This is a genomic window from Variovorax sp. J22R115, assembly GCF_030317005.1.
GTDB lineage: Bacteria > Pseudomonadota > Gammaproteobacteria > Burkholderiales > Burkholderiaceae_C > Variovorax.
Genome location: NZ_JASZYM010000007.1, coordinates 115,604 through 140,350 on the forward strand (window position 1 = coordinate 115,604; position 24,747 = coordinate 140,350).

A 24,747-nucleotide genomic window follows, 5' to 3' on the forward strand; every position below is an offset into this window, starting at 1 on the left:
CCGCGATCACTGGGGAAGGACGCGGGCGCCCTCGCCGCTTCCTTCGATGTAGACCCGCTGCCCGACGCGCAAGGCCGGGTTGATCGGCTGAGTCACCGTCACAAGGACGCCGGCCTTGGTGCGGACGATCACCTGCTGGCCCGGCTGCGGACGGTCGTAGCGCCTGGCAACCTCGGAACCGGCGATGCTGCCGCCGATGGTGCCCAGGACCATCGCCACGTCGCGCCCGGTGCCGCCGCCGATCAGGCTGCCGATGCCCAGGCCGGTGAGGCCGCCGACGACCGCGCCCACGCCGGTGTGCGCCGGGCTCTGGATGTCCGCGGGCATGATCTGCTCGATCACTCCCTGGCGCACCTCCATCGAGCCGGATGATGAGGACCCGGGCGCCGCACAGGCCGCAAGGACCAGGGCCATTGCCAATGCCGCGATGCGAGAGAAAAGTTGGGTCATGATGAGATCACTCCTTCCACGTTGTTGAAATCAGCCAATGGGTTCATGCGCGCTTGAGCCGCAGACCCGTCACCAGGAACGTCAGTCCCGTCGCGAGGGCGAAGAGTCCGACGAGCATTCGCCGACCGTCCTCGATCGAGAATCCGAACATCAGGGCCACACCGAATAGCAGCGTGCATGCGCTCACGATCAACGCGGGCAGGGCCCCTGCGCGCCCTTCCGATGAAGCGCCCCGGTTCATCAGCACGTAGACGAGGCCGACGACGCCTAACGCAATGCATACGGTGATGAGCGAGCCGAAGAAGGCGACGGCGCCCACGATGCGATCCTGGAGGTTCGGGTAGGCAAAGGCCACGACACCGGTCCCGACGCGCATCAAGGCGTCGGCCAAGGCAAGGGCAAAGAGCCACTTCCCCGGCGCGTACCGGTTCAGGGCGAACGCCAATGCGAGGCCGATGAGACCGTCGGCGAGGCTGAAGAGACCATTGCGTCCGAGCAAGTGCTGCAGCTGAGCCGATGCGGGCGCGACGATCAGATACAGCGCGAAGAGCACGCTCAAGGCTCCCCGGAGCAGCAAGACGGATCGCAGGTTCATGATGGATCCCGCCTCAGCCGGCCCACGGGCCGACCACCTTCCAGGGCGTGGCCTTGGCGGTGCTCTTGTCCGGGTTCCTGCAGAAGATGTACCCGCCCGCGTTGTGCATGGAGCCGTGGCGGTTTTCGATACGCGCCAGCCTGCATCCCGCGCGCCCCTTCGGATCCTTCTCGGGCGTGACGCTGCCGCTGTTGGGCGTGCCGGGGTTCTCCCATTTGACGGTGACACCGTCTTCGCCGCTCTCCAGTGCGCGGTTGATCGTCTTCGTCATCAGGTCGATGTCGGCCTGCTTGAACTGGACGATCGGCGTGTCGCGCAACGAGTTGTAGATCGTCCAAGGCCTGGCCGCAGCCGGCAACGGGGCCCCAAGCGCCGCAGCGGCCGCCGCGGTGATCGTCACCCACTTCATTCCCTCGCTGACTCGCATGATGGGCTCCTCATTTCGGCAGAATGAAATTGACCTGGAATCGCACGAACCAATCCGAGGCATTGTCCGGCCGGATCACGTTGTAGCCCGCACCGGCCACGAAATTCATCGGCACGAACGTCTCGGGCTTGACCAACAGCGAATACGACACACCGAGCGGCACTGTCCAGCGTTGGCTCGATCGCTTTTCATCCCAGTTCGCCGTAATGATGCCGATGTACCCGATCGACTGCTTCGAGTCCAGTCGGTAGCTGACGATGGGCTGCAACGAAAAGGCGTTGACGTCGGGCCGGTCGCTGTCGCCCGCGAAAGACCACACCTGCGTCACCAGCGCGCCGACGCTCCACGCACCCGATTCCTTCAGCCCGACCACCGCCGGCCCGAGGGACCACTTGCCCTGGCCCAGGCGATCGTCGGTGGCCGTCGGCATGACCAGGGCCGGCCCCACGCCCCAGATCAGCCCGCCCGACCCCGGCGGCGGCGCAAGGAAACCCTCGTAGGTGATGTCGCCCAGGCCGTTCACACGGTCCTGCCCTGGCAGCACGGCCGGATTGGACAGTAGCGGAACGATGGCGCGGTTGATCAGCGACCAGCCGCCTCCGAGCTTGACGGGGTAGACCGGCTGGATGTTGAGCGTGTGCTGCGGCTTGCTGAATGGTCCGGTGTCGAAATTGGTCGTCCACTGGAACGGCAACGTGACGATGTCGGCGACCGGATTGACGAGTTGCTTCTGCAATTCTTCGTCGCTTTGCTGGGCCCATGCATCGCAGGCGACGAGCGATGCCGTGGCCACCACACATGGTGATCTCCACAGCGAGGACAGCGTTCGATGCATTACGACCCATATTGGGGTGTGGCCGCTAAAGCTGCAAATTGGCCCGATGGGCAAGCGCTTCTGCACCTTCGGGCAATTTCCGGGCGACGGCCGGGACTGGCAAGTGCGGTCTTTCATGCAAATCGCGACGCCTTGAATCAAAAGGCGAGCCTGATCCGCAATAGTTCACATGGCGGATGGCGCAACAAGCAAACGCCCACTTAGGATGAAGTGCACAAGAACGCTGCTGGATTTCAGGGGGTCACATGAAGGCGCATTTCGAAATCGGAGTCGTGGTTGCGGCGTGGGCCATCGCCGTCCCATTGGCGGCCAACGCCCAGTCGGCGGGAAGCATGGGCGTGGGGTCTGCGTTGTCCAGCGAACAGCAGGAGGCCGACTACCGCGTGATCGCTGCGCGGTGCGGTACGCCAGCGTACGAGAAGGCCTTCTTCAAGCAGTCGAAGGCCGCAGTCGCTGCCGGGTTGGTCTCGAAGGGCCGCGATCCGGCGGAAGTCGAGAAGACCATCACCGCCCTGCGCCGCAGCCCCTTCGTGCTGGTCGCCGCACCGGCCGACTGTGCCGACCAACTGAAGATGCTCGCGGAGCTTCGGACGAGCCGGAGCACCCTCCTCAAGACAAGACGCACGAAGTCGTAGGCCTGCGTCCAGATCCGCATCCAGAGTCGCCGATGTAGGCGCGCCGGCGTGGCACTGACCGGCGCCTTCCTACGCCCACGAGTTGCGGCACGGCGGATGAAGCGATTGGCGTTAGGCAGTCGCCCGGCGCATTGGCACACGGAGACCTTCATGCGCACATCGAGCGGAGACGAATCGCGGGCAAGAACAATTTCAACGTGGGCTCGACTGCTGGCGGGCATCGCCATCGCAGGGGGACTCGCGGCCTGCGGTGGTGGCGGAGGGCATGGAGGCGGCGGCTTCCCGGTCGCTCCCCCCGGACAGGCGAAGCTCACTTGCGACGACACGATGAAGACGCGCTTCACGCCGGACCCGCTCACGCAGGTTCTGCTCGTCAAGTCGTTCAAGGCCGGCGATCCACTGCTACTGTCGGGCACCGCCAACGCCAACACCCCGATGGCAACGAGCGACGTGTGCGTCGTGAAGCTCCTGGTTGGCCCCGGCAAGCCCGGGCCCGCAGATGCGCCGTCGACGTCGCAAGGCATCGGCATCGAGATCTGGCTCCCCAGTGAAAGCAAGTGGAATCAACGGATCCACGTGAAGGGCGGCGGCGGCTGGGCCGGTGGCGTGCACACCTCGCTGACCGCGCTCGCGGGCATTTCGGGCGGCACCTCCGGCGCGCCAGCAGCGACCGCGATGGTCGAAGGCGCAGTCTCCGCGAGCACCGACACCGGCCATGCCAATACCGTGAACGGCGGCTCGTTCGCGATGAATCCCGACGGCTCGATCAACACGGTGCTCTGGAACGACTTCGCGCAGCGGGGCATCCACGAGATGGCCGTGAAGACCAAGGCGCTGACGCAGGCCTACTACGGAACAGCGGCGAAGCGGGCGTACTGGAACGGCTTCTCGACCGGCGGCCGCCAGGGCCACATGGAGGCACAGGCCAATCCGGCCGACTTCGATGGCATCCTTGCCGGCGCGCCCGCCATCAACTGGACCAAGTTCATCACCGCCGAGCTGTATCCGCAGATCGTCTACCAGCGCGACCTCGGCGGCGTGCCCTTGACCAGCGGTCAGGCGGCGGCGCTGGGCAACGCCGCGATCAATGCCTGCGACACGGTCGGCAACCGGCATCTGGGCTACATCCCCGACCCGTTCCAATGCCGCTACGACCCGACGCAGGATCTGAACGTGATCTGCGCGTCGAGCGGCGGCAACGCGCCGTCGGGCGACTGCGTCACGCAAGTTCAGGCCGCGGCCATGAACAAGATCTGGTACGGACAGACGGCCGACGGCTCGGCGCCGTCGCCGTCGACCGACAACGGCACCGCACTCGAACCGCAGGGAGCCCAGCGCTGGTACGGCCTCACGCGCGGCACCAACACCAGTGGCCTCGGTGGACCGACTCCCTTCACCATCGCGAGCGACCTGGTCGCGCTGGAACTGCAGGACGCGAGCTATGCATCGAGCAACTTCGTCAATGCCACCCGCAACGGCGCGGACCGCTGGAAGACGCTGTCGTATCTCGATCTGTCGAATGCCTACGACCGTGGCGTGGCGCTGCAGACGTCCTTCGCCAACATCAACACGGATGACAACAACCTGGCCGGGTTCGCGGCGCGGGGCGGCAAGATGCTCGTCTATCACGGCCTCGCGGACACGCTCATCCCGCCGCAGGGCACGCTCAACTACTACAACCGGTTGACCGCGCAGATGGGTGGCGACGCGGTCGTCAAGAACTTCTACCGGCTTTTCCTCGTCCCGGGCATGGCGCACGGCTTCTCGAACGGCACGACCAACCCGGCCGCGAATCCGCCGCTGCCGACCATCGACCAGCTCTACCTGGCGCTCACGACCTGGGTGGAACAGGACCAGCCGCCGAGCCGGATCGACATCTCTTCGCCTGTGACCGCGGCCAATCCAACCGCAAGCTCACGGCCGATCTGCATGCACCCGACGAAGCCCGCATTCGTCGGCACGGACCCGCTGGTCGCGAGTTCGTACAACTGCTCTTGAGGCTAGAGCGCGCCGTAGACGCTCTCGTCGGGCTCGGCTCGATCGTGCTTCTTGGTAGCCGTCCGCAGACTCAGCACCCACAGCCGCGCGTGGCGCTGTTCGCGGCTCTCGAAGCGTTCGGTGAAGCGCCGGATGCCCGGTCGCTCGATGGCAGCGATCGTCATCCAGTCGGTGCCGCCGAACGATTCGGCTTCGCTGCTTCGTTCGACCAACGCCGGCCGCAGCGACATCACCCATTCGATCGGAACACGCGGATCCCGGTCCAGCATCCGCAAGGCGATCTTCGCGGCCTTGGGGCTGAGCGCCTGTACCTTGTTCAGGTGGAAATCAACATCCATGGGGCACCGTCCTTTTGAGACACACTAGGATACATGTGTAGCAAATTGACGCAAGAGGGTGCTGCCTAGGAACCTCCGCCTTCCATGCGCTTGTATTCGTTGCGCTTCATCGTGAGGTAGTCATTCCGTTCTACCTCGTGCAACTGACGCGCGTAGCGTTCAGTGCTGTCGAACCAGGTGGCGAGGCGACCCGGCAACTGCTTGGCATCGGGAGCGCCCAGGTAGGCGTCGATCGCAAGGTAGTAACGCATCGTGTTGCGCTCCACCACGCCGCGCACGCCGCCCACGTACTCCGGCTGGCCCGACGCATTGGCGCCCGTCGAAGTGAAGCCGACCTTGTCGCTGCCGAGCGTCGCAAGATAGCCCTGCATGGCGATGCGGGCGGCCGTGCCGTACCCGTAGCTGTAGCTGAGATGAATGAAGGTCTTGCCGCCGTCCAGCGGCGTCGCCTCGAGTTCGATGCGGTAGTCGCGCGTGGAGAGCGGACCCTTGTCGGCGCTCAGGCGTGCGCTGAAGTAGTCCGCCGAAACGGTCGCCGGCTGCCACACGAAATCGACCTTCTGCGCCTCAGACAGCGGCTGGTCGAACTTGCGGCCGACCGCGACCGCCACGGTCTTGGGGCTGTCTGCCTCGCGCACCGCGCAGTGCTTGGTGTTGAGGTGCAGCATGAGCACCTCGCACCAGCCGGACGGCTTGCTCAGTGCGCCGCTCACCTTGTCGAAGGGGTAGGCGATGACCGCGAAGATGTTGCCGCTCAACTGGCCGGATGCTTCGCTGGATTCGAGCACCAGCGGCCGTCCGAAGACGTTCTGCTCGAGTTGGCCCTTCACCGAAGCATGCTTGGCCTGCATGGCCGCAGCGCTTCCCAGTTGCGTCTGCGCCAGCGCCAGGGCCGGCAGCAGCAGCAACCAGACCCAGAGCAAGGCCCGGCGAATCGTTGCGTGATTCATGATGCCGCGCATTGTCACGCGGTATCGCGCATCTGGCTAGCAGAACCTCACGGACGACCCCCGGGTGCCGACGTCAGACCGCCATGATCGACACCGCCTTGGTGACCAGGTAGGCCTCCATGGCTTCCGGTCCGCCTTCGGAGCCGTAGCCCGAGTCCTTGACGCCGCCGAAAGGCATTTCCGGCGACGGTGCGGCCGGTTGGTTGATCCACAGCATGCCGACTTCCATCTGCTGCGACAGGAGGTGCGCGTTCTTGATCGACTGCGTGAAGGCATAGCCCGCCAGGCCGTAAGGCAGGCGGTTGGCCTCCTTGATCGCTTCTTCGAGCGTGTCGAAGCCGCGAATCGCCGCGATCGGGCCGAAGGGCTCGTTGTTGAACACGTCGGCTTCCAGCGAAACATCCGTGAGCACGGTGGGCGCGAAGAAGTTGCCGTCCGTTCCCACGCGTTCGCCGCCGGTGGCGACCTTGGCGCCGGTGGCGCGCGCATCGTCGAGCACCTTCGCCATGGCAGTCAGACGCCGCGAGTTGGCCAGCGGGCCGAGCGTCGTGCCTTCCGCCAGGCCGTCGCCCAGCTTCAGGCTCTCGGCGTGCTTGACCATCGCGCGTGCGAATTCGTCGCGGATGCTGTTGTGCACCAGGAAGCGCGTGGGCGAGATGCAAACCTGTCCGGCGTTGCGGAACTTCGCACCGCCTGCCGCCTTGGCGGCCAGGGCGACGTCGGCATCGGCGGCAACGATCACGGGGGCATGGCCGCCGAGTTCCATCGTTGCGCGCTTCATGTGCGCGCCCGCCAGTGCCGCGAGTTGCTTGCCCACCGGCGTGGAGCCCGTGAAGGTCACCTTGCGGATGATGGGATGCGGAATGAGGTAGCTGGAGATCTCGGCCGGATCGCCGAACACCAGGCCGACCGTTCCCTTGGGCACGCCGGCATCGACGAAGGCCTGGAGCAGCGCTGCAGGCGAAGCCGGGGTTTCCTCCGGCGCCTTGACCAGGAAGGAGCAGCCGCTGGCCAGCGCCGCGCCGAGCTTGCGCACGATCTGGTTGATCGGAAAGTTCCAGGGCGTGAAGGCAGCGACCGGGCCCAGCGGTTCTTTCATCACGAGTTGCTGCGCCGAGAGGTTGCGCGAGGGCACGATCCGGCCGTACACGCGGCGGCCTTCGTCGGCGAACCATTCGATGATGTCGGCGCCGGCGAGCACTTCACCGCGCGCTTCGACAAAGGGCTTGCCCTGCTCCTGCGTGAGGATGCGGCCGATGTCGGCAGCTCGTTCGCGCAGCAGGCTGGCGGCTTTGCGCATCGTCGTGGCGCGCTCGTTGGCCGGAATCCGGCGCCAGGCTTCGAACCCGCGCTGCGCCGCATCCAGCGCGCGGTCCAGGTCGGGGATGCCGGCGTGGGCGACCTTCCCGATGGGCTTGCCGGTCGCGGGATTGATCACGTTCTGGGTCTTGCCGCTCACGGCGTCGCACCATTCGCCGTCGATCAGGAGGCGGGTGTCGGGATAGCTGGGGGTGGTCATGCGAGGTCCTTGATGCTCTGAAAGGTGGATCGAATCGCACGATCCTAGCGCCCTTTCCTGAACCACTTCCGCAGGCTAGATGGGGGGGCGCGTGGTCTCGGCCACCGACGACTCCGCGCGCACCCAATAGAACTGCCGCGGCACGGGCATGGACGGCGCCCTCATGCGCCGCGTCGGCGTGAGCCGGATCGAACCGTCCCCCGCGCAGTAGAGCGGCTCGCCTTCCGGAAGCGTCCGATGGGCGTGGAGCATGGTCGGCAGCGAGACTTCGGCGCTGTCGCGCCAGGGATCCGTCGAGCGGACGATGAAGAGTTCGCGCGTGACGATCAACTGGCTGGAGAAGGCCGAATCGGCCTCCGCACCCGTCGACCCGATGCCCTTCCACGTCGCATCGACGTCGAAGGCCAGCATCACCGCGTCGGGCGTTTCCATGCCGTGGAGCGAACCGCTCTGGGCGGCGGCCAGCCAACCCAGCAATTGCGGGGTGAGGTCGAAGCGCACCGACGCCGAAGGCGCGGATCCGGGCACATCCACGTAGACGCTGCGCGACGTGCGGAGCGCGGACTCGGCCTTGAGTTGTCGCTTCCTACGCCGCGACGAGCGCACATGGGCGACCGCCACCAATCCTGCCACCGGGCCGGCTGCGGCGAGCACCTTGAAGGCATCGATGCCATAGCCGGACAGCGTCATGCCGATGCCCCCGCCCAAATGCCGCCACAGCTGTTCCCGATTCTCACGCTCACTCCTCACGGGGCAGGCTCGTCCAACACGACGAGTTGTTTGCACGCGATGGGTATATCGGCGGGGTTTCCGGAAAGTTGAGGCGAGGGTCATTCCGCAATGAAGGCCACGGGCCGCGGGGTGATGGAATCTGCGATATCCACCCAGCCGCCGCCCATGGCCTGGTAAACGTTGACGACCTGCGTGTAGCGGTCGGTCGTCAACGCCACCGATGCGAGTTCGGCGGCGAAGAGTTCAGTCTCCGCGACGAGCACTTCGAGGTAGCCGATCAGGCCGCTCTCGAATTTCAGCCGCGACAGACGGGCGAACTCCCGGAGCGCCCTCACGCGTTCACGCTGCAAGGCCACGCCCTCGATCGTCTTCTGCGATCCGGTGAGGGCATCGTTCGTGTCGCGAAACGCATTCAGGATGGTCTGCCGGTATACGAGTTCCGCCTGCTCCTTCTGCGCCTCGGCAGACTTCACCTGTCCTTCGATCGCCCCGAAAGTGAAGATCGGCCCGGCCAGGCTCGCGGCTGCCTGCCATGCCGTCGCCGGCCCCGACAGGAAGTTGCTCGCGGAAGTGCTCGTCGATCCATAGGCTCCCGTCAGCGAGATGCTCGGGTAGTAGAGCGCACGCGCCGCACCGATGCTGGCATTGGCGGCCACGAGGTTCTGCTCGGCCTGCAGGATGTCCGGCCGCCGCCCCAGCAGCGTCGAAGGCAGGTCGGCAGGGATGAGCGGCGCGGCGAGTTGCTCGATGGTCTTGCCGCGCGGGATCGGCCCCGGATTGCGTCCGAGCAGGATCGATATCCGGTTCTCCACCGCGGCGATCTGCTGCTCGATGGCCGGGATGGCCGTGAGCGCCTGCTGGTACTGCGAGCGGACTTGGCTCACTTCCGTCTTCGACACCACGCCAGACTTGAAACGCAGGTCGAAGATACGCACCGTCTCGCCGAAGTTCGCCGCGGTCGCCGCGGCGATCTCGCGCTGCCGGTCCAGGCCGCGCATGGCCAGGTAGCTCGTCGCGACACCCGCCACCAGCGTGAGCACGACACCGCGTTGCGCCTGCTCGCTCGCATAGACCTGGGCCTGCGCGGCTTCGCTCAGGCGCCGCACGCGGCCGAAAAGATCGATCTGCCAGGTGGCGCCGAGCGCCGCCTGGTAGAGCGAGAAATAGGGATTGGCGGGCTCGGGGATCGGCGGGAACCCTTCCCGGCTCGCCCGGGTGCGGCTCGCAGCGCCGCTGTAGCCGATCTGCGGATAGGCCTGCGAACTGGCAACGCCGAGCGTGCCGATGAACTGGTCGACCCGCGCCGCCGCGACACGCACATCGAGGTTTTCGCGCAACGCCGTCTCGATCAGCTCGTTCAACACCGGATCGCCGAACTGTTCCCACCATTTCGTGTTCGCGACCTCGGCCGCCTTCGGGTAGTCGATGCGCCAGGCCGTCGGCGCCTCCACGGTGGGTCGAACGTAGTTCGGTCCGACCGTGCAGCCGGTGAAGGAGAAAGCGGCGGCGACCAGCGCTGCGACCGTGTACATCCTCATGGCGTTTTCCTCGGTGAAGATCGGATGGTGGGCATGTCAGGCCAGCAGCGTCCAGCCGAACAGCAATGACACTGCCAGCAACGCGATGCTGGCGACCGCCCAGCGCCGCAGGAAGGTGTCGGTGCGTTCGAAGCGCGCGGCGGTCGCGCTGCATGCCCATTTCAGATGGCCCAATGCGATGCCGAGGTCACCGGCGGGGATGCGCGGCAGATGCCGGCCCGCACGGTCCAGCACGAGCGCGAGCGCGGCGCCGATCAACATCGGCCAGAGTGCCGACCAGAGCGCGGCCGGTGCCAGCGCGTCGGGTCGCATGTCGGCGGGGATCGCCAGATAAAACGCCCACGGCACCGCCACCGACGCCACCGCCATCGCGAGCCACGACACCATGAGCACGGCAGGCGCTCGCGCATCGGGCTCCGGTGCCGCTTCCGCGACCAGGCGACGTATGAAATGGACCATCAGCAGGGTGGAGGCGACCGATGACACGTCGGCCAGGCTGCCGGCGAGGCCGTCGCCGAGGATGTCCTTCGCCGCGTACTTGGTCAAAGCGCCGCCGGTCAGCGGCAGGCCTGCCAGCCCCAAGCCGATCACCGCGGCGGGAACGAGCATCGGCCACAGGTGCCGGCGGCCCGTGAGCACGATCACGCCGACGGCCAGGAACAACGCACCCTTCACCAGCAGATGATGCGCGGCATAGAAGGCCGCGGCCATCGCCGTGGAGCCATCGCCCGCGGCGAGGCCCATGCCGATCACCGCGACGACGAACCCCATCTGGCTCACGCTGGAGTACGCCAGAACGACCTGGGGCCGCGTCTGCGTGATGCCGATCAGGACGCCATAGAGCGCCCCCACCATGCCGATCGCCGCGAGCGGGAGCCCGAAATCCGGCAGCGCGACATCGAGCGGCAGGAAGCGAATCAACGCGATGACGCTGGCCTTGACCACCGCGCCGCTCATCACTGCCGCGGCGGGTATCGGCGCGGCGCCGTAGGCGATCGGCATCCAGAAATGCAGCGGCACCAGCCCCGCCTTCATGCCGAGCCCGATGAGCAGCAGCACGAGCGTGATGTCGCGCGTGGGCGACGTTGGCAATGCGGCTGCGGCATCGCGAATCAAGAGGCTCCCCTCCGGCGTGGCTTGCGCCAGAAGAATGAGGCCCGCGAGCAGGAAGGCTTCGGCCAGCAAGGCAAGCCCCAGGTACAGGGCACTTGCGCGCAAGGCGTCCGGCCCCTCGCCCTGCAGCACGAGTCCGCTCGCGCCCACGCTCAGCACCGCCAGCAGGAAGTAGAAGCCGATGAGGTCGGCCGCGAGGAACACGCCGACGCTGCCAGTCAGGGTCATCAGCCAGCAGACGATGAATCCATCGGCATGCGGCCGATCACGCAGATGGCGCACGGCGTAGAGACCCGCCAGGGCCCACAGCAGCGCCGCAACGGCGAGCAGCATCGCGCCCGGCGCATCGAGCGTGAGCGTCAGCGCGTAGCCCGCGTTGCCGATGATCAGCGCGGAATCGCCGCCCGCGAAGAAGGCCGCCACGAGCGCGGGGAGCGGCGCAAGGACGAAGAGCGCGGGCATCCGGCGACGCAAAGCCGGAACCGCGCAAGCCAGCAGCAGCACCAACGGAACGGCGATGGCGGCAGCCAGCAATCCCGCGGCGCCCAGGAAGATGACAAGCAAGCTGGCGGACCCGATGATCATCGTGCCCCCGCCAGCGGTATGTACGAACGGCCTATCTGGGTCATGTCGACCGGGCACAGAGCGGCCGCGCCCAGAAGGAAGGAACACAGTGCCAACGCCAGCACGGCCAACTGCTGGTAGCGTGGAATGCGCACCTTCGGCACCCATCCGGCTTCTGCCGGCGTCATCGCGCGCACGACGACCAGGAACACGTAGGCGCTCGTCAACAACCCACCCACGAGCATCACCAGCACCCACCACCATTGCGCGGTCGCGATCGCGGCCGACAGCAGCAGCCACTTCGCGAGAAAGCCACCCGAGGGGGGCAGCCCGATCAGCGATGCGCCTCCGAGTGCAAAGGCGACCATCGTCATCGGCAGCGCGCGCCCGACGCCGCGCAGGTCCGCGACACGGTCATGCCCGAGCGTCGAGTAGATGAGTCCGGCGGCCATGAACATGGCGGCCTTCGCGGTGGCGTGCGAGATGGCCTGCAACATGCCGCCGCTGACGGTCGATGCGCTGTCGAGCTGCGCGGCATCCATGCCGAAGACCAGCGGAAACATCAGGAAGAGATAGCCGATCTGCGCAACCGTCGAATAGGCGATCAGCAGCTTCAGTCGCGCCTGCCGCAACGCCACGACATTGCCGACCAGGATCGCCGCCGCACCCAGCGCCGCCAACAATTGGGCGGAGGGCCAGGTCACGACATTGGCGAAGACGTCGAGCCACAGACGCACCACCAGGAACCACGCGCCCTTGATTACCAGCGCGGAGAGCACCGCGCTCGCCGCTGCCGGTGCGCCGGCATGCGCGGGCGGCAGCCACAGGTGCAGCGGGAAGAGCGCCGTTTTCGCGAGAAGGCCTGCCGTCATCAGCGCGGCTGCGGCCCAGGTCACAGGCTCGGCCCGGACGTTGGCCGCCAGCAGCGCGATGTCCAGCGTGCCGTAGGCGCCGTACAGCAGGAAGGCGCCCAGCAGATACAGCATGGACCCCAGCAGCGCGTACACCAGATAGCGCAGCGCTGCCTGCAGCGTCTCGCCGCGGCCGTCGAGGCTGACGAGCGGGACGCCCGCGAACGTCAGCAGTTCGAGCGCGACATACAGGGTGAACACGTCTCCGCTCACGAACACGAGGTTGAGCGACCCCCACACAGCGGGCAGCAGCAGCCAGAACATGAATGGCGCCCGCGCCTCGCGCGTGCCCTTCGGCGTGCCGAAATCGCCGCAGGCGTAGATGCCGATCACGCCAATGACGACCGCGACGGCCACCAGCATGATGACCGACAGGCCGTCCGCGCGCAGCGCCACACCCAGCGGCGGCGTCCAGCCGCCGAGCAGGTAGACGATCGCATCGCCGGTCTGCACCAGCGCGCGGGCGATGGCGAAAGCAATGCCGAGCCCGAGCAGCAGCGTGACCATGGCGACCCGCTGCGCATTGCGCCCACCCAGCAGCAGCCCGACGAGCACCCCGACGAACGGCACCAGCACCGCCAGCACGAGCAGGAAGCCGTCGGGTGTTGTCAGGTCCATCGACGCGGAGAGCGGCACCTAGATCTCTCCATCGGCAGCTTTCGCCTGGGGCGGCAGATCGCCGGACAGCGTGACCGATCCGGCTTCCTCGAACAGCCGCAGCAGCAGCGCCACGGCGAGCGCGGACGCCCCGAAGGCCACGACGATGGCAGTGATCAACAGCGCCTGCGGAACCGGATCGCCGTTCATCCCGGCGGCCGCGCCCCGGCGCGCGATCACCGCGCACACCACGAAGATGCCGTTGCCGATCAGGTTGAAGGCGAGGATCTTGCGCAGCGGCTGAGGGTTGACGATGAGGCCGTACAAGCCCAAGCCGACGAGCACCGCGCCACACAGTCCGAACAAGGTGGTGGCGCTCATGACGGTGACGTCCGTTGTGGCGCGCCGGCCAGCAGCAGGGCCAGCGTCATCGCCAGAGAGGGCATCAGCGCCACTTCGACGATGACGATCAGCGGCTTGGCATGGCCTTCGGGATAAGCGAGGAAAGCGCCCGCGAGGGCGACGCCCGTGAAACCGATGGCGATGAACACCGCAGGGCCGGCCACCAGCACGGTGCGCAGCCAGGTGCGGCTCACGGGAGGTGCGTCCGCCAGCCCCGCCATCATGACCAGCAGCCACATCGCCGCGAGGATGGTCGCGCCCTGGAACTTGCCGCCCGGATCATCGGCACCCACCCACAGGATGTAGATGGCGACGACGATGCCGATCGGCGGCAGCACGCGCGCGAAGTACGCGAGGATGCCGTTCGGGTCCGCCGGCTGCGCGGGGCCGGGACGACCGCCCCACGCGCGGTCCGGCGCCAGCGACCACACGCCCACCAGCGCGAACAGCAGCACGATGGCTTCGAGCAGCGTGTCCATTGCACGGAACGAGAGCAGCACTGCCGTGATCGGGTTGCCGACGCCCGTCGAGGCGATGTTGGCGGCCACCTGGGGGGCGAGGGTCGGCGGCGGTTCGGGCAGTGCGAGCACGCAGACAGCTATCACAGCGGCCACGCCGACCGCGGCCACCGCGGCCAGCACGCGCGTGGGCAGGCCGGGTTGATCGACGCGGGCCGCGGCCTCCGTCCGGCGCAAGCGCGAGGCGGCACCGACCAGCAGCGCACCGGTCAAGCCGGCGCCGATCGCGGCCTCCGTCATCGCCACGTCGATCGCCGACAGTTGGAGCCACACCAGAGTAAGCAGCAGTCCATAAGGAATGAATCCGGCGACCGCCGCGAAGGTGTCGCGCGCGAAGACAGTCCACGCCGCCAGCCCGAGGAACAGGAGTGCAAGGGCGATGTTCAGGGTCAGGCTCATGGCTTCTGCCCCTCGCGGCGCACGGCGCGCGCAATGAGCTGGGACACCGTCGCCGACCCCAGGAGGACGAGAAACCAGATGAGCACGAGCTTGAACGCGGTCGAGAGGCTGTCTACCTGCGGGAGCAACCCCACCACCACGAGCCCGAGCCCCAGGTTGTCGGCTTTGGTCAGCGCATGCAGCCGGGTGAAGGTGTCGGGAAAGCGCAGCAGGCCCACGCTGCCAGCGAGAAAGAAGAATCCGCCCGCGCAAATGGCGGCGATGGTGAAGATGTCGGCGACGAGGTTCGTCATGATCCGTCGCTCCCCGCTTCATCCCGCACTGTGGTCGCCCCGGCCTTCACGAAGGCGATGGCGGCAAAGGCCGCGAGGATCGACAGCGTCAGCACCACGTCGATGACGGCATCCATGTCGATGGCCGCGCCCGCCAGCAGCAGGGCCGCGATGCCGCCAGTGCCGAAGAGCTGCACGGCCATCATGCGATCGACGTTGCCCGGTCCGCGCAGGATGCAGACCAGGCCCAGCGCGACCATCGCGAGCACGAAGGCGGTGGCGCCGATCAGGAAGCTAGTCATGGCCTTCCCCCGCCACCAGGGCCTTGGTCAGCAATTGCTCCTCTTCGGCCATGTGCTGCGCGAGCGGCTGCGTCACATCGAGGCAGTGATAGACGATGGAGGTTTCGGTCTCACCGACCGGAACGGAGCCCGGCAGCAGGCTCATGATCGAAGCGAACTCGTTGCGCGCCAGCCCCGGCGGAAAGCCCACCGGACACGAGACGAATCCCGGCTGCATCGGCATGCGCGGATCGAGCGCGCGACGGGCCACGTCGATGCCGGCCAGCACCGACTGCCAGAGGAAGTGCGGCACGAATCCGAGCAGCGCGCGAAAGCGCACGTGCCCCGCCTCACGCGGGAGGAGGTGCAGGCTCGTCCAGGTCGCGGCGACCGTGGACACCAGACCGAACCCGAGGTCGGCCGGCTTCACACTCGGCATCAGCACGAGCCAAAGCGCCAGGAACATCGCACCGCGCGCCAGCGCCGTGCCAGCCAGCGAAGGCGTCAGCGTCATGACGACCCTCCTTCGGTGCCTGCGCAGACAAGCTGCACATCCATGCGACTCAGCCGCTCGTAGAGACGCGTCTCCTCGCGGATCGGCCACCAGTCGTACAGGAATATCTCCATCGGCCGCCACAAGGCGACCCAGCCGCCAATCACCAGGCTCTCCTGCACGAGCCGGGTGTAGCGCTCCTTGTCGAAGAGGCCCGCGATGAACTCGCCGACGAAGAAGGCAATCGCCAGGAACACGAGGCCGATCAGCAAGCTGATGCGACCCAGCCGCAGCAGCCGCCGCATCTGGCGCCGGGTGGACACCGCGCGCTGGCGGAAGTATTCCCCGACGGCATCGCGCAGCATCGAGGCGGCTTCCGGTGCCGCGGTCCGGCTTTCGATGCGAACCACCAGCGCCATCGGGCGTCCCGCCGGCACCTCGCGGGCCCAGTCGACGATGTAGTCCTGCGCCCTGGGATCGAGGTCACGCTCCCGGAACGGCGCCGGGTCCATCGAGTTGAAGAGTTGCCGCAGTTCCGCGACATGCAGTTCGAGCACCGCGCGCCCCTCCGCGGCCGGACTCTCCCCAGAGGACAACCTGGTCGTCGCTGCAGGTGCGGGGGTCGGGGTCAAGGGGGTGCTCCTCGTTCATCACGCCGGATCGCTCGCGGGACCGAAGGCCTCGTCTCGCAGCGGCGGCTTTTCCTTGCCGAACACCGCCACGTACACGGTCGGCAGGAACACCAGCGTCAACACCGTTGCCACCAGCAGACCGCCCATGATGGCGAAGGCCATCGACCCCCAGAAGACCGTCGGCGCGATCGGGATCAGGCCCAGCACGGTCGATATCGAGGTCAGCATCATCGGGCGCATGCGCGATGTTCCCGAGGCCACGACCGCATCGAGAACGCTCTGGCCTTCGGCGCGGTTGGTCTCGATCTGCACGATCAGAATCACCGCGTTCTTCGCGATCATCCCGATCAGCGCCAGGATGCCGAGGATGGCGACGAAGCCCAGCGGCCGGTTGAACAGCAGCAGCGTGAGCACCACGCCGATGAGCCCCAGCGGCATGATGCAGACCACCATCGCCAACCGCCGGAAGCTCACCAGCAGCACCATCATGCTCACGAGCATCAGCACGATCATCAGCGGCACGACGGCGTACACCGAGGCGCTCGATGCGGCGCTTTCCTCGAACAGGCCGCCGGTCTCGACCTTGTAGCCCTTCGGCAGCTTGGCGTTGAACTCGACCATCCTCGGCGCGAGTTTCTCGACCACCTCGTCCGGCAGCACGCCGTGGACGACGTCGGCGCGCACGGTCAGCGTGGGCAGGCGGTTGCGCCGCCAGATGAGCGGCAGCTCCTGCTCTTCGGTGAAGGTCGCGAACTGGCTCAGCGGCACCATGCGCCCGGTGGGCGTGGGCACCTGCAGCGAGCTCAGCGTCTGGAAGGACGCCCGCTGGTCGTCGGTGGCACGGGCCACCACATTGATCAGGTAGATGTCGTCGCGCACCTGCGTCACCGGCGACCCGGTGACCGCTGCGTTCAGGATGCCCGACAGCGTGCGCGTGCTCACGCCCAGTTGCCGCGCCTCGTCCTGGTTGATGTGCACCCTGACCTGCCGCGCCGGCTCCATCCAGTCGTAATTGACGTGGCGCACGCGCGCATCGGAGCCCAGCACGTCGGCCAGTTCGAGCGCGTACTTGCGCACCTCGTTCGTGTCCGGCCCGCTCACGCGGTATTGCAGCGGCCAGCCCACCGGAGGCCCCAGTTCGAGCGGGGACACGCGCGCCACCACATCGGGGAACTGCTCCGCCAGCGCCTTCTCGAGCTTCAGCTGAAGCCTGTCGCGCGCGTCGAGGTCCTTGGCCACCACCACGAACTGCGCGAAGAACGGGTTGGCGAGCTGGACGTTGAGCGTGAGGATGAAGCGGATCGCACCGCGCCCGACATAGGTGCTGAAATGGTCCACATCGGCGTCTTCCTTCAGCAGTGCCTCGAAACGCTCCGCCTGCGCCTGCGTCGCATGGATCGAGGCGTTCTGCCGCAAAGTCATGTCGATCGTCAGCTCGGGCCGGTCCGACGCCGGGAAGAACTGCCGCGGCACGAACTGCAAGAGGAAGATGGTCGCCACGAAAGCGGCGATGGTCAGCCCGATGGTCAGCCACTTCGCGCGAATCGCGCCTTGCAGGAAGCGGCCGTAGATCTCGGTCACCTTGCTCGGCTTGGGCGGCGCAGCATCGGGCTTGGGCGCCTTCAGGATCGCCTTGCCAACCAGCGGCGAGAAGATCACGGCACCGAGCCACGACACGATCAGCGCAATGGCCACGACCGCGAAGATCGAGAAGGTGTATTCGCCCGCCGAGCTTCTTGCAAAGCCGATCGGCACGAAGCTCGAGATGGACACCAGCGTGCCGATCAGCATCGGCGCGGCGAGCGTGCGGTAGGCGAAGGTCGCGGCCTGGTCCTTGGTATCGCCCGCCGCGAGCCGGTTGATCATCGCGTCGACGGTGGTCATCGCGTCGTCGACGAGCAGGGTCAGCGCGATGATCAGCGCGCCCAGCGAGACGCGATGCAGGTCGATGTTCAGCACGTCCATGATGGCGAACACGATCGCCAGCGTGAGCGGAATGGACAGCGCCACCACCGTGCCCGGACGCACGCCGAGGCTCACGAAGCTGCACACCAGGATGATGATGATGGCCTGCCACAGCGAGGCCATGAAGTCATTGATGGCGACGTCGACCGTGACGGCCTGGTCCGCCACCAGGGTGGGCTGGATGCCGTGCGGCAGGTTCGCCGTGATGTCGGCCATCTCGGCGCGGATGTTGCGGCCGAGCGCGAGGACGTCGCCGGCATCTCGCATCGCGATCGCCAGGCCGATGGCCGGCTTGCCGTTGACGCGGAACATCGGCTGCGGCGGATCGACGAAGCCGCGCCGCACCGTCGCGATGTCGCCCAGGCGAATGATGCGATTGCCGAAGACGAGGTTGACCGCCTCGATGTCGCGCTCCGAATCGAAGGCGCCGGTGACGCGCATGAAGACACGCTCCTGCTCGGTCTGGATGGTGCCGGCAGGACGCACGATGTTCTGCGCCTGGAGCGCGGCGACGATGGTCGGGTAGTCCAGGCGCAAGCCTGCGAGACGTTCGGTCGAGAACTCGATGTAGATCTGCTCGTCCTGCGCACCCATCACCTCGATCTTCGAGACGTCGGGCACCTGCAGCAGGCGCGAGCGGGCGGCCTCGACATAGTCACGCAGTTCGCGGAAGGTGAAGCCGTCGGCCGTGAAGGCGTAGATGATCCCGAAGGTGCTGCCGAAGTCGTCGTTGAAGAAAGGCCCGACCACGCCCGCCGGCAAGGTCTGCCGCATGTCGCCGATGTTCCGGCGCACCTGATACCAGATGTCCGGGACCACCGCCGCCGGTGTCGACTGCTCGAGGTCGACGAAGATCGTCGTCTGGCCGGCGACCGTGTAGCTGCGCACCCGGTCGAGATGGTTGGTTTCCTGCAGCGTGCGTTCGAGCCGCTCGGTGACTTGTTTCAGGGTCTCGTCCACGGTAGCACCGGGCCAGCCCGCCGCGACCACCATGGTGCGGAAAGTGAAGATCGGATCCTCCGCACGGCCCAGCCGAATGAAGGACAGCGTGCCCGCGACCACCGCGATGATCATCAGGAAGATCACCAGCGAGCGCTTGGAGAGCGCCCACTCCGACAGGTTCGGGCCGATCACTGCGCGGCCTCGAGCATCCGGACCTTCTGGCCGGGCCGCAGCGCCTGGACGCCCGCGGTCACCACCACATCGCCGGGCGCGAGCCCCGACGTGACCTGAACGCGCGCGGCGTCATAGGCCCGCACTTCGATCGCCCGGGCCGACACGGTGCCGGCCTTCGGATCGACCACCCACACGGAGGCGCCTTGACCCGATCGAGTCAGCGCCGAGGCAGGTATGTCGATGGCGGGAGCGCTGTCGAGCTTCATGCGCCCGTTCACTGTCGTGCCCAGGCGCATCGCGGCGGGCGCGTTGATCAGTCGGACCCTGACGCCGAACGTGCCCGTCACCGGATCGGCGCGAGGCGAAACCTCGCGAACCTGGCCCTTGGCGGTGACGTTCGGATCGCTCACAAGCGAGACGGTGATCTCCGCGTCCGAAGGCGCACTGTTCTTGACCTGCGCGGGCACGTCGAAGACCGCATCGCGCGCACCCTCCCGCGCAACCTGGACGATCATCCGCCCCGCCTGCACCACCTCGCCCGGCTCCGGCCCGCGTGCCGTCACGATGCCGGACACGTCGGAGACCAGGCGCGTATAGCTCAGGCGGTTCTGCGCGAGCGTCACCAGCGACTGCGCGGACTCGACCTGCGACTGCGCCACCTTCAGCAGTGCCTCCGCCTGCTCGAAGGAAGCGCGCGAGACCGCATCCTCCTTGAGGAGATCCCGCAACCGCACATGGTTGTTGCGGGCCTCCACGCCCTGCGCCTGCGCTGCCGATAATTGCGCCCGCGCGGACTGCAGGCTGCTTTCCTCGTTCAGCGGATCGAGCCGTGCCAGCACCTGGCCAGGCTTCACCCTGTCGCCGATCTCGACATTGCGCTCGACCAGCCTTCCGTCGATCCGGAACGACTGGTTGATCTCCGTCTGTGCCTGCACGGTGCCGGTGAGGTTCACGGTGTCGCCGATCGCGCGCTTCTCTATCGTCATGACGCGGACCGGGCGGATCTCCGCCACCGGGGCCTCCTCGGCGCGCCTGCAGGCCGACAACAGAACAAGCGCAGTGAGAGCGATCAGCGTTGTCGTTCTGACCAGGTAGTCAACTCGTTGATCAGCGGATTTCTCAGGCACGGCACGTTGTCCTATCAATGGAGCGGCGGCTGATTGGCCGCAGCCCCGGGGTCAGAAGTCCACCGCATCCCGAATGATCGGGCAGGTCATGCAATGGCCGCCGCCACGGCCGCGGCCGAGTTCGGCGCCCACGATGGTCACCACCTCGATGCCCTGCTTGCGCAGCAGCGTGTTGGTGTAGGTATTGCGGTCGTACGCATAAACCACGCCCGGCGAAGCGCACACCAGGTTCGCGCCACTGTCCCACTGGGTGCGCTCACGCTGGTAGTCGCTGCCGCCGGCCTCCACCACACGCAGCTTCTTGAAGCCCAGCGCATGCGCCACGACGTCGACGAAGGGCTTGTTCTCCGCGTGCAGTTCGACCCCGCTCGGATGGCTGCTCGGACGGTAGGAGTAGGTGCGCGTCTGGTTCATGAAGTCGGGCGCTAGCAGCACGCAGTCGCGGTCGGCGAAGGTGAAGACGGTGTCCAGGTGCATCGCCGCACGGATCTTGGGCATGGCCGCAACGATGACGCGCTCGGCCGCGCCTTTCTTAAACAGGGTGGCCGCGAGTTGGCTGATGGCCTGGCGCGAAGTGCGCTCGCTCATGCCGATAAGGACGTTGCCCTTGCCGATGGGCATGACGTCACCTCCTTCGAGGGTCGCGAGGCCATGGTCTTCGGTCGGGTCGCCCCACCACACGTTGACCTTGCCAGCGAAATCAGGATGGAACTTGTAGATGGAGGTGGTGAGGATGGTCTCTTCGTGGCGTGCGGGCCAGTACAGCGGGTTGAGCGTGACGCCGCCGTAGATCCAACAGGTCGTGTCACGGGTGTAGAGGGTGTTGGGCAGGGGCGGTAGGAGGTACTCGGTGGCACCGGCGGCTTCGCGGGCGACTTCCAGTGCCTTGCCGCCGTGCGCATCCGGAAAGTCGTGGGTCGAAAGGCCACCGATCAAGGTCTCGGCCAGCGCGCGGTTGTCGAGTCCTTCGAGGTAGCTGCGAAGTTCATCGATAAAGCCGAGGCCGACCTGGTTGGGCACGACCTGGTTGTCGAGGATCCACTTCTTGCCTTCCGGCACCGCGACGGTTTCGGCGAGCAGGTTGTGCATCTCGAGGACCTCGACGCCGCGGTCGCGCATCTTGGTGACGAAGTCGAAGTGGTCGCGCTTGGCGTTCTCGACCCACAGCACGTCGTCGAAGAGCAGTTGGTCGCAATTGCTGGGAGTGAGGCGTGAATGCGCCAGGCCCGGGGCGCACACCATCACCTTGCGCAGTTGGCCTACTTCGGAGTGAACACCGAATGCGGTGGGTTTTGTCTCTGTTGCCATGACGTTCTCCTGTGTGTGTACCCAGCCGGAATGGCTAGATGGTGATGTAACCCGTCGCGAGCCAGTAGATGCCGACGACGGCACCGATGACGGCGAGGATGAAGATGATCCAGTCCGATGCCTTGGTGAACACCGGCAGGTTTTGCTCGCGGCGACACCAGAAGTAGAGCGCCGTGCCCGGCGCATACAGGACGGCCGAGAGGACGATGAACTTCATCCCGCCGGCATAGAGCAGGAAAGCCGTGTAGGCCGTTGCGACGATCGCAATGACGAGATCGCGCGTACGCTCCTCGGGCCGCACGTCATAACCTTCTCGACGCTTCGTCAGTTGAAGGCCGTAGCCTGCCACCAGGAGGAAGGGGATCAACGCCATCGCACTGGTCAGGTTCAGCATCAGCGAGAACGCATCGCGCGACCAGTAGGTGGTGATGACGATGAGCTGCACGATGATGTTCGTCGCCCACAGGGCCACCACGGGCACCTTGTTCTTGTTCTCCTTGGCGAAAGCCTTCGGCATGTCCTTGGTCTTGGCCGCAGCGAAAAGCACTTCGGCGCAAATCAGCGACCACGCCAGATACGCGCCCAGTACTGAGACGATCAGCCCCAAGCTCACGAAGACTGCGCCCCACGGACCGACCACAGCCTCGAGAACGGTCGCCATCGACGGCTGGCGCATGACGGCCACGTCGGGCCGCTCCAGCACGGCATAGGGAAGCAATGTGACCAGCACCATGAGGGTGGTGACCACGACGAAGCCGGTGATGGTGGCGGCTCCCACATCGGAGCGCTCCTTCGCGTAGCGCGAATACACGCTCGCGCCTTCGATCCCGAGGAAGACGAAGACAGTGACCAGCATGGTCGCGCGCACTTGCTCGAAGATGCCCCCTTCCAGGCCCGCCCCATAGAAGTTGAAGCGGAACATGTCCATCTTGAAGGCGAAGATCAGGATCACGATGAAGACCAGAATCGGAATGACCTTGGCGATCGTGACGACGGTGTTGATGAACGCCGCCTGCTGGACCCCACGCAGGATCATGAAGTGGAAAAGCCAGATGCCGACCGATGCCACCACGATCGCGACCACCGTGTTCCCGTCGCCGAAGACCGGAAAGAACGCACCCAGCGTGGACTTGATCAACACCCAGTACGACACGTTGCCGATGCAGCTGCCGATCCAGTAGCCGAAAGCGGAGAGAAAGCCGGGGTAGTCGCCGAAGCCGGCCTTGGCATAGGCGAAGACGCCGGCGTCGAGGTCGGGTTTGCGCTCGGCGAGCGACTGGAAGACCCGCGCCAGCATGTACATGCCGGTGCCGGCAATGAGCCACGCGATGACCGCGCCGAACGGACCGGTGGCATTCGCGAAGGTGCGCGGCAACGAGAAGATCCCCGCACCGACCATGCCACCCACCACCATCGCGGTGAGCTGCATTCGCGACATTTTCTGCTCAGTCGAAGCCATGGCATTTCCTCACTCGTTGAATGTTTGGAACTTCGCTCCCTGAGGGCTCGTGTCGCGCCAGCGCGATCACGGCTCATGTCTACAACCCGGTGCGAATGAGCATCAGTGGCTCATGGGCCTTTGTCAATAGCACCATCGGGCACCGCTCCGGCCACTGCGGAAAGCGAAAAAATCAGAAGGCCTTGCGCACGTTGATCCACACCTCGGTCGAGCTGTAGTTGAAGCCCACCGAATTGCTCTGGTCCCGAATCCAGAGAATCTCCGGACGCAGCGTCCAGGTCGGCACGAATTCCCAGACCAGGTAGGCGCCGACTTCGTAGAGGTTGTCCCTGCGCCGCAGGATGACAGTGTTGTCGAGCGTATCGGGATGAAAGTGAACGTTGTCGGCGTTGAAGGAATCGCGCTCCCACCACGCGAAAGTGCCCCAGCTCAGCTTGTTGTTCACAGTGAAATCGAGGGAAACGGTCGCGCCATAGACGTCCGAGTCGCCGTCGGGCCGGCTCGTCGCATAGTTGTGCCCGGCGTGCCCCGTCACGGAAAAGCTTCCCTTGCCATCCATGAACGACCGAACCCAGCCGGCAGAGACCAAGGCGGTGGTGCGGCTTCTGTCGCGCAGATTGCCTTCGGGGTATCTGCGCCGCCGCACATCCGCGCCGAGCGTGAACTGGTTGTCGGGGTCGTAGCGCATGCGGTAGTCGCTGAAGATGGAGACGTCGTTGCGGTAGTCGCTGTCGCCGCGGTAACTGGTCCTGCCCCTGAACCCGGCCGCGAGGTTGTTGTCGCCCAGGGTCTTGCTGCCTGCGAGGCTCCAGCGCAGGTCGGAATCGTTTCTGCTCTCGGAGTTGTCGTAGTACCTGAACCGGTAGTCCAGGTTCGCGTCGATCGCATAGCCGTTCTGCAAGGCGTAGTTCACGCCCCCGCCCACACGCGCGTTGTAGAAGGTGTCGCGCCGGTCGCCGCCGCCGAACGCGTCGGTGCCGCGCGTCGAGTTCACCCGATAGCGGCCAACGCCTGTTTCCGCGTAGCCGAAGCCCGTCAGCGCCCGCCCTTCGTCGAGAGACTGTCGCGCTGCCTGGTCGTAGATCTCGACCTGGGACAGAACGTCCGGCGGCAGGTTGTCGAAGCGCAGCACTGTCTCGAACTCGATCTTCGCCTCCGCGTACTTTCCGAGTGCGAAGTAGGCGCGGCCCAGCGCGAGATGCGCGGCGACGTTGTCCGGTCGCGTCGCAAGACTGCGCTCGAACAGCGCCTTCGCTTTTTCGCCGCGCTGCGTGCCCAGTGCAGCACGGCCGAGCAAGTAGGTGAAGGTGGCGTCGTTCGAGTTGGCGTCCTCGAACGGCGCGAGCAGATCGTAGGCTTCCTGGTACTTGCCGTCGCGCACCAGTTGCTCGGCACGTGGAACATCGGGATCGGCGGCGAAGGCCGCGTTGGCAGTCAGCACCACCATCGACACGGCGAACGCTCGGGCGACGGAGCGCCAGGGTGAAAGTGTTCGACCACGGCATTCGGAACGGATCTCGATCATCGTGAATGTCTCCTCGGATGCTTGGACCCCCCCTGAGAAAACATTAGA

24 protein-coding genes are annotated in these 24,747 nt (G+C 66.3%); 2 read left to right on the forward strand and 22 right to left on the reverse strand.

Features of this window, described 5'->3' with window-relative positions; translation table 11 throughout:
• Nucleotides 1–6 precede the first annotated feature (6 nt).
• From QTI04_RS14005 to QTI04_RS14020, 4 genes are read right to left on the reverse strand one after another with little or no spacing between them, the layout of a single operon-like run.
• The gene (locus QTI04_RS14005; RefSeq protein ID WP_286602881.1) at nucleotides 7–450 is read right to left on the reverse strand and encodes a hypothetical protein; all 444 of its coding nucleotides are present in this window, start codon (nucleotides 448–450) and stop codon (nucleotides 7–9) included.
• A 43-nt stretch (nucleotides 451–493) separates the two neighbouring features.
• Complete coding sequence (locus QTI04_RS14010) at nucleotides 494–1,045, reverse strand: hypothetical protein (protein ID WP_286616194.1); 552 nt, start codon at nucleotides 1,043–1,045, stop codon at nucleotides 494–496.
• A gap of 13 nt (nucleotides 1,046–1,058) precedes the next feature.
• Nucleotides 1,059–1,472 carry a hypothetical protein gene (locus tag QTI04_RS14015; protein ID WP_286602884.1) on the reverse strand — a complete coding sequence of 138 codons (414 nt, stop codon included), beginning with the start codon at nucleotides 1,470–1,472 and terminating at the stop codon, nucleotides 1,059–1,061.
• Nucleotides 1,473–1,482: 10 nt separating this feature from the next.
• Nucleotides 1,483–2,265 (reverse strand): hypothetical protein, encoded by a 783-nt coding sequence (locus QTI04_RS14020; RefSeq protein ID WP_286616195.1) that lies wholly within the window; start codon nucleotides 2,263–2,265, stop codon nucleotides 1,483–1,485.
• A 287-nt stretch (nucleotides 2,266–2,552) separates the two neighbouring features.
• Here QTI04_RS14020 and QTI04_RS14025 point away from each other — a divergent pair, with 287 nt between their 5' ends.
• Together QTI04_RS14025 and QTI04_RS14030 are read left to right on the forward strand one after the other, a co-directional pair.
• Nucleotides 2,553–2,942 (forward strand): hypothetical protein, encoded by a 390-nt coding sequence (locus QTI04_RS14025; protein ID WP_286602886.1) that lies wholly within the window; start codon nucleotides 2,553–2,555, stop codon nucleotides 2,940–2,942.
• 150 nt (nucleotides 2,943–3,092) lie between these two features.
• Nucleotides 3,093–4,940, forward strand: coding sequence for a tannase/feruloyl esterase family alpha/beta hydrolase (locus QTI04_RS14030; RefSeq protein WP_286616196.1), 1,848 nt, complete (start codon nucleotides 3,093–3,095; stop codon nucleotides 4,938–4,940).
• A 2-nt stretch (nucleotides 4,941–4,942) separates the two neighbouring features.
• On the opposite strand, the gene QTI04_RS14035 is transcribed toward QTI04_RS14030, so the two are convergent.
• From QTI04_RS14035 to QTI04_RS14120, 18 genes are all read right to left on the reverse strand, one after another.
• Nucleotides 4,943–5,278, reverse strand: a complete 336-nt coding sequence (locus QTI04_RS14035) for a hypothetical protein (protein WP_286602890.1) — start codon at nucleotides 5,276–5,278, stop codon at nucleotides 4,943–4,945.
• Nucleotides 5,279–5,343: 65 nt separating this feature from the next.
• A complete protein-coding gene (locus QTI04_RS14040) occupies nucleotides 5,344–6,228 on the reverse strand; it encodes a hypothetical protein (protein WP_286602891.1) in 885 nt (294 codons plus the stop codon).
• A 73-nt stretch (nucleotides 6,229–6,301) separates the two neighbouring features.
• Nucleotides 6,302–7,747 (reverse strand): NAD-dependent succinate-semialdehyde dehydrogenase, encoded by a 1,446-nt coding sequence (locus QTI04_RS14045; RefSeq protein WP_286602892.1) that lies wholly within the window; start codon nucleotides 7,745–7,747, stop codon nucleotides 6,302–6,304.
• 75 nt (nucleotides 7,748–7,822) lie between these two features.
• Nucleotides 7,823–8,437 carry a hypothetical protein gene (locus tag QTI04_RS14050; protein WP_286616197.1) on the reverse strand — a complete coding sequence of 205 codons (615 nt, stop codon included), beginning with the start codon at nucleotides 8,435–8,437 and terminating at the stop codon, nucleotides 7,823–7,825.
• Nucleotides 8,438–8,577: 140 nt separating this feature from the next.
• A complete protein-coding gene (locus QTI04_RS14055; RefSeq protein WP_286616198.1) occupies nucleotides 8,578–10,017 on the reverse strand; it encodes an efflux transporter outer membrane subunit in 1,440 nt (479 codons plus the stop codon).
• Between the two features lie 36 nt (nucleotides 10,018–10,053).
• Complete coding sequence (locus tag QTI04_RS14060) at nucleotides 10,054–11,715, reverse strand: proton-conducting transporter membrane subunit (protein ID WP_286616199.1); 1,662 nt, start codon at nucleotides 11,713–11,715, stop codon at nucleotides 10,054–10,056.
• Complete coding sequence (locus tag QTI04_RS14065; protein WP_286602897.1) at nucleotides 11,712–13,241, reverse strand: complex I subunit 5 family protein; 1,530 nt, start codon at nucleotides 13,239–13,241, stop codon at nucleotides 11,712–11,714. Before QTI04_RS14065 ends, QTI04_RS14060 begins: the two co-directional genes overlap by 4 nt.
• Nucleotides 13,242–13,583: an NADH-quinone oxidoreductase subunit K gene (locus tag QTI04_RS14070; RefSeq protein ID WP_286602899.1), complete on the reverse strand. Its 342-nt coding sequence runs from the start codon at nucleotides 13,581–13,583 to the stop codon at nucleotides 13,242–13,244. It abuts the gene before it with no gap.
• On the reverse strand, nucleotides 13,580–14,521 hold the full coding sequence (locus QTI04_RS14075) for a hydrogenase subunit MbhD domain-containing protein (protein ID WP_286602900.1): 942 nt from the start codon (nucleotides 14,519–14,521) through the stop codon (nucleotides 13,580–13,582). Before QTI04_RS14075 ends, QTI04_RS14070 begins: the two co-directional genes overlap by 4 nt.
• A complete protein-coding gene (locus QTI04_RS14080) occupies nucleotides 14,518–14,814 on the reverse strand; it encodes a monovalent cation/H(+) antiporter subunit G (RefSeq protein WP_286602901.1) in 297 nt (98 codons plus the stop codon). Before QTI04_RS14080 ends, QTI04_RS14075 begins: the two co-directional genes overlap by 4 nt.
• The gene (locus tag QTI04_RS14085; protein ID WP_286602903.1) at nucleotides 14,811–15,095 is read right to left on the reverse strand and encodes a monovalent cation/H+ antiporter complex subunit F; all 285 of its coding nucleotides are present in this window, start codon (nucleotides 15,093–15,095) and stop codon (nucleotides 14,811–14,813) included. Before QTI04_RS14085 ends, QTI04_RS14080 begins: the two co-directional genes overlap by 4 nt.
• Nucleotides 15,088–15,588 carry a Na+/H+ antiporter subunit E gene (locus QTI04_RS14090; protein ID WP_286602905.1) on the reverse strand — a complete coding sequence of 167 codons (501 nt, stop codon included), beginning with the start codon at nucleotides 15,586–15,588 and terminating at the stop codon, nucleotides 15,088–15,090. The genes QTI04_RS14085 and QTI04_RS14090 overlap by 8 nt, the downstream gene beginning before the upstream one ends.
• Complete coding sequence (locus QTI04_RS14095; protein WP_286602907.1) at nucleotides 15,585–16,199, reverse strand: hypothetical protein; 615 nt, start codon at nucleotides 16,197–16,199, stop codon at nucleotides 15,585–15,587. Before QTI04_RS14095 ends, QTI04_RS14090 begins: the two co-directional genes overlap by 4 nt.
• Before the next feature lie 18 nt (nucleotides 16,200–16,217).
• On the reverse strand, nucleotides 16,218–19,298 hold the full coding sequence (locus tag QTI04_RS14100) for an efflux RND transporter permease subunit (RefSeq protein WP_286616200.1): 3,081 nt from the start codon (nucleotides 19,296–19,298) through the stop codon (nucleotides 16,218–16,220).
• On the reverse strand, nucleotides 19,295–20,293 hold the full coding sequence (locus tag QTI04_RS14105) for an efflux RND transporter periplasmic adaptor subunit (protein ID WP_286602909.1): 999 nt from the start codon (nucleotides 20,291–20,293) through the stop codon (nucleotides 19,295–19,297). The genes QTI04_RS14100 and QTI04_RS14105 overlap by 4 nt, the downstream gene beginning before the upstream one ends.
• A 165-nt stretch (nucleotides 20,294–20,458) precedes the next feature.
• The gene (locus QTI04_RS14110) at nucleotides 20,459–21,715 is read right to left on the reverse strand and encodes an arginine deiminase (RefSeq protein ID WP_286616201.1); all 1,257 of its coding nucleotides are present in this window, start codon (nucleotides 21,713–21,715) and stop codon (nucleotides 20,459–20,461) included.
• Nucleotides 21,716–21,749: 34 nt separating this feature from the next.
• Nucleotides 21,750–23,174: a basic amino acid/polyamine antiporter gene (locus QTI04_RS14115; protein WP_286616202.1), complete on the reverse strand. Its 1,425-nt coding sequence runs from the start codon at nucleotides 23,172–23,174 to the stop codon at nucleotides 21,750–21,752.
• Between the two features lie 172 nt (nucleotides 23,175–23,346).
• Nucleotides 23,347–24,699 carry a tetratricopeptide repeat protein gene (locus tag QTI04_RS14120; RefSeq protein ID WP_286616203.1) on the reverse strand — a complete coding sequence of 451 codons (1,353 nt, stop codon included), beginning with the start codon at nucleotides 24,697–24,699 and terminating at the stop codon, nucleotides 23,347–23,349.
• Between the last annotated feature and the right edge of the window lie 48 nt (nucleotides 24,700–24,747).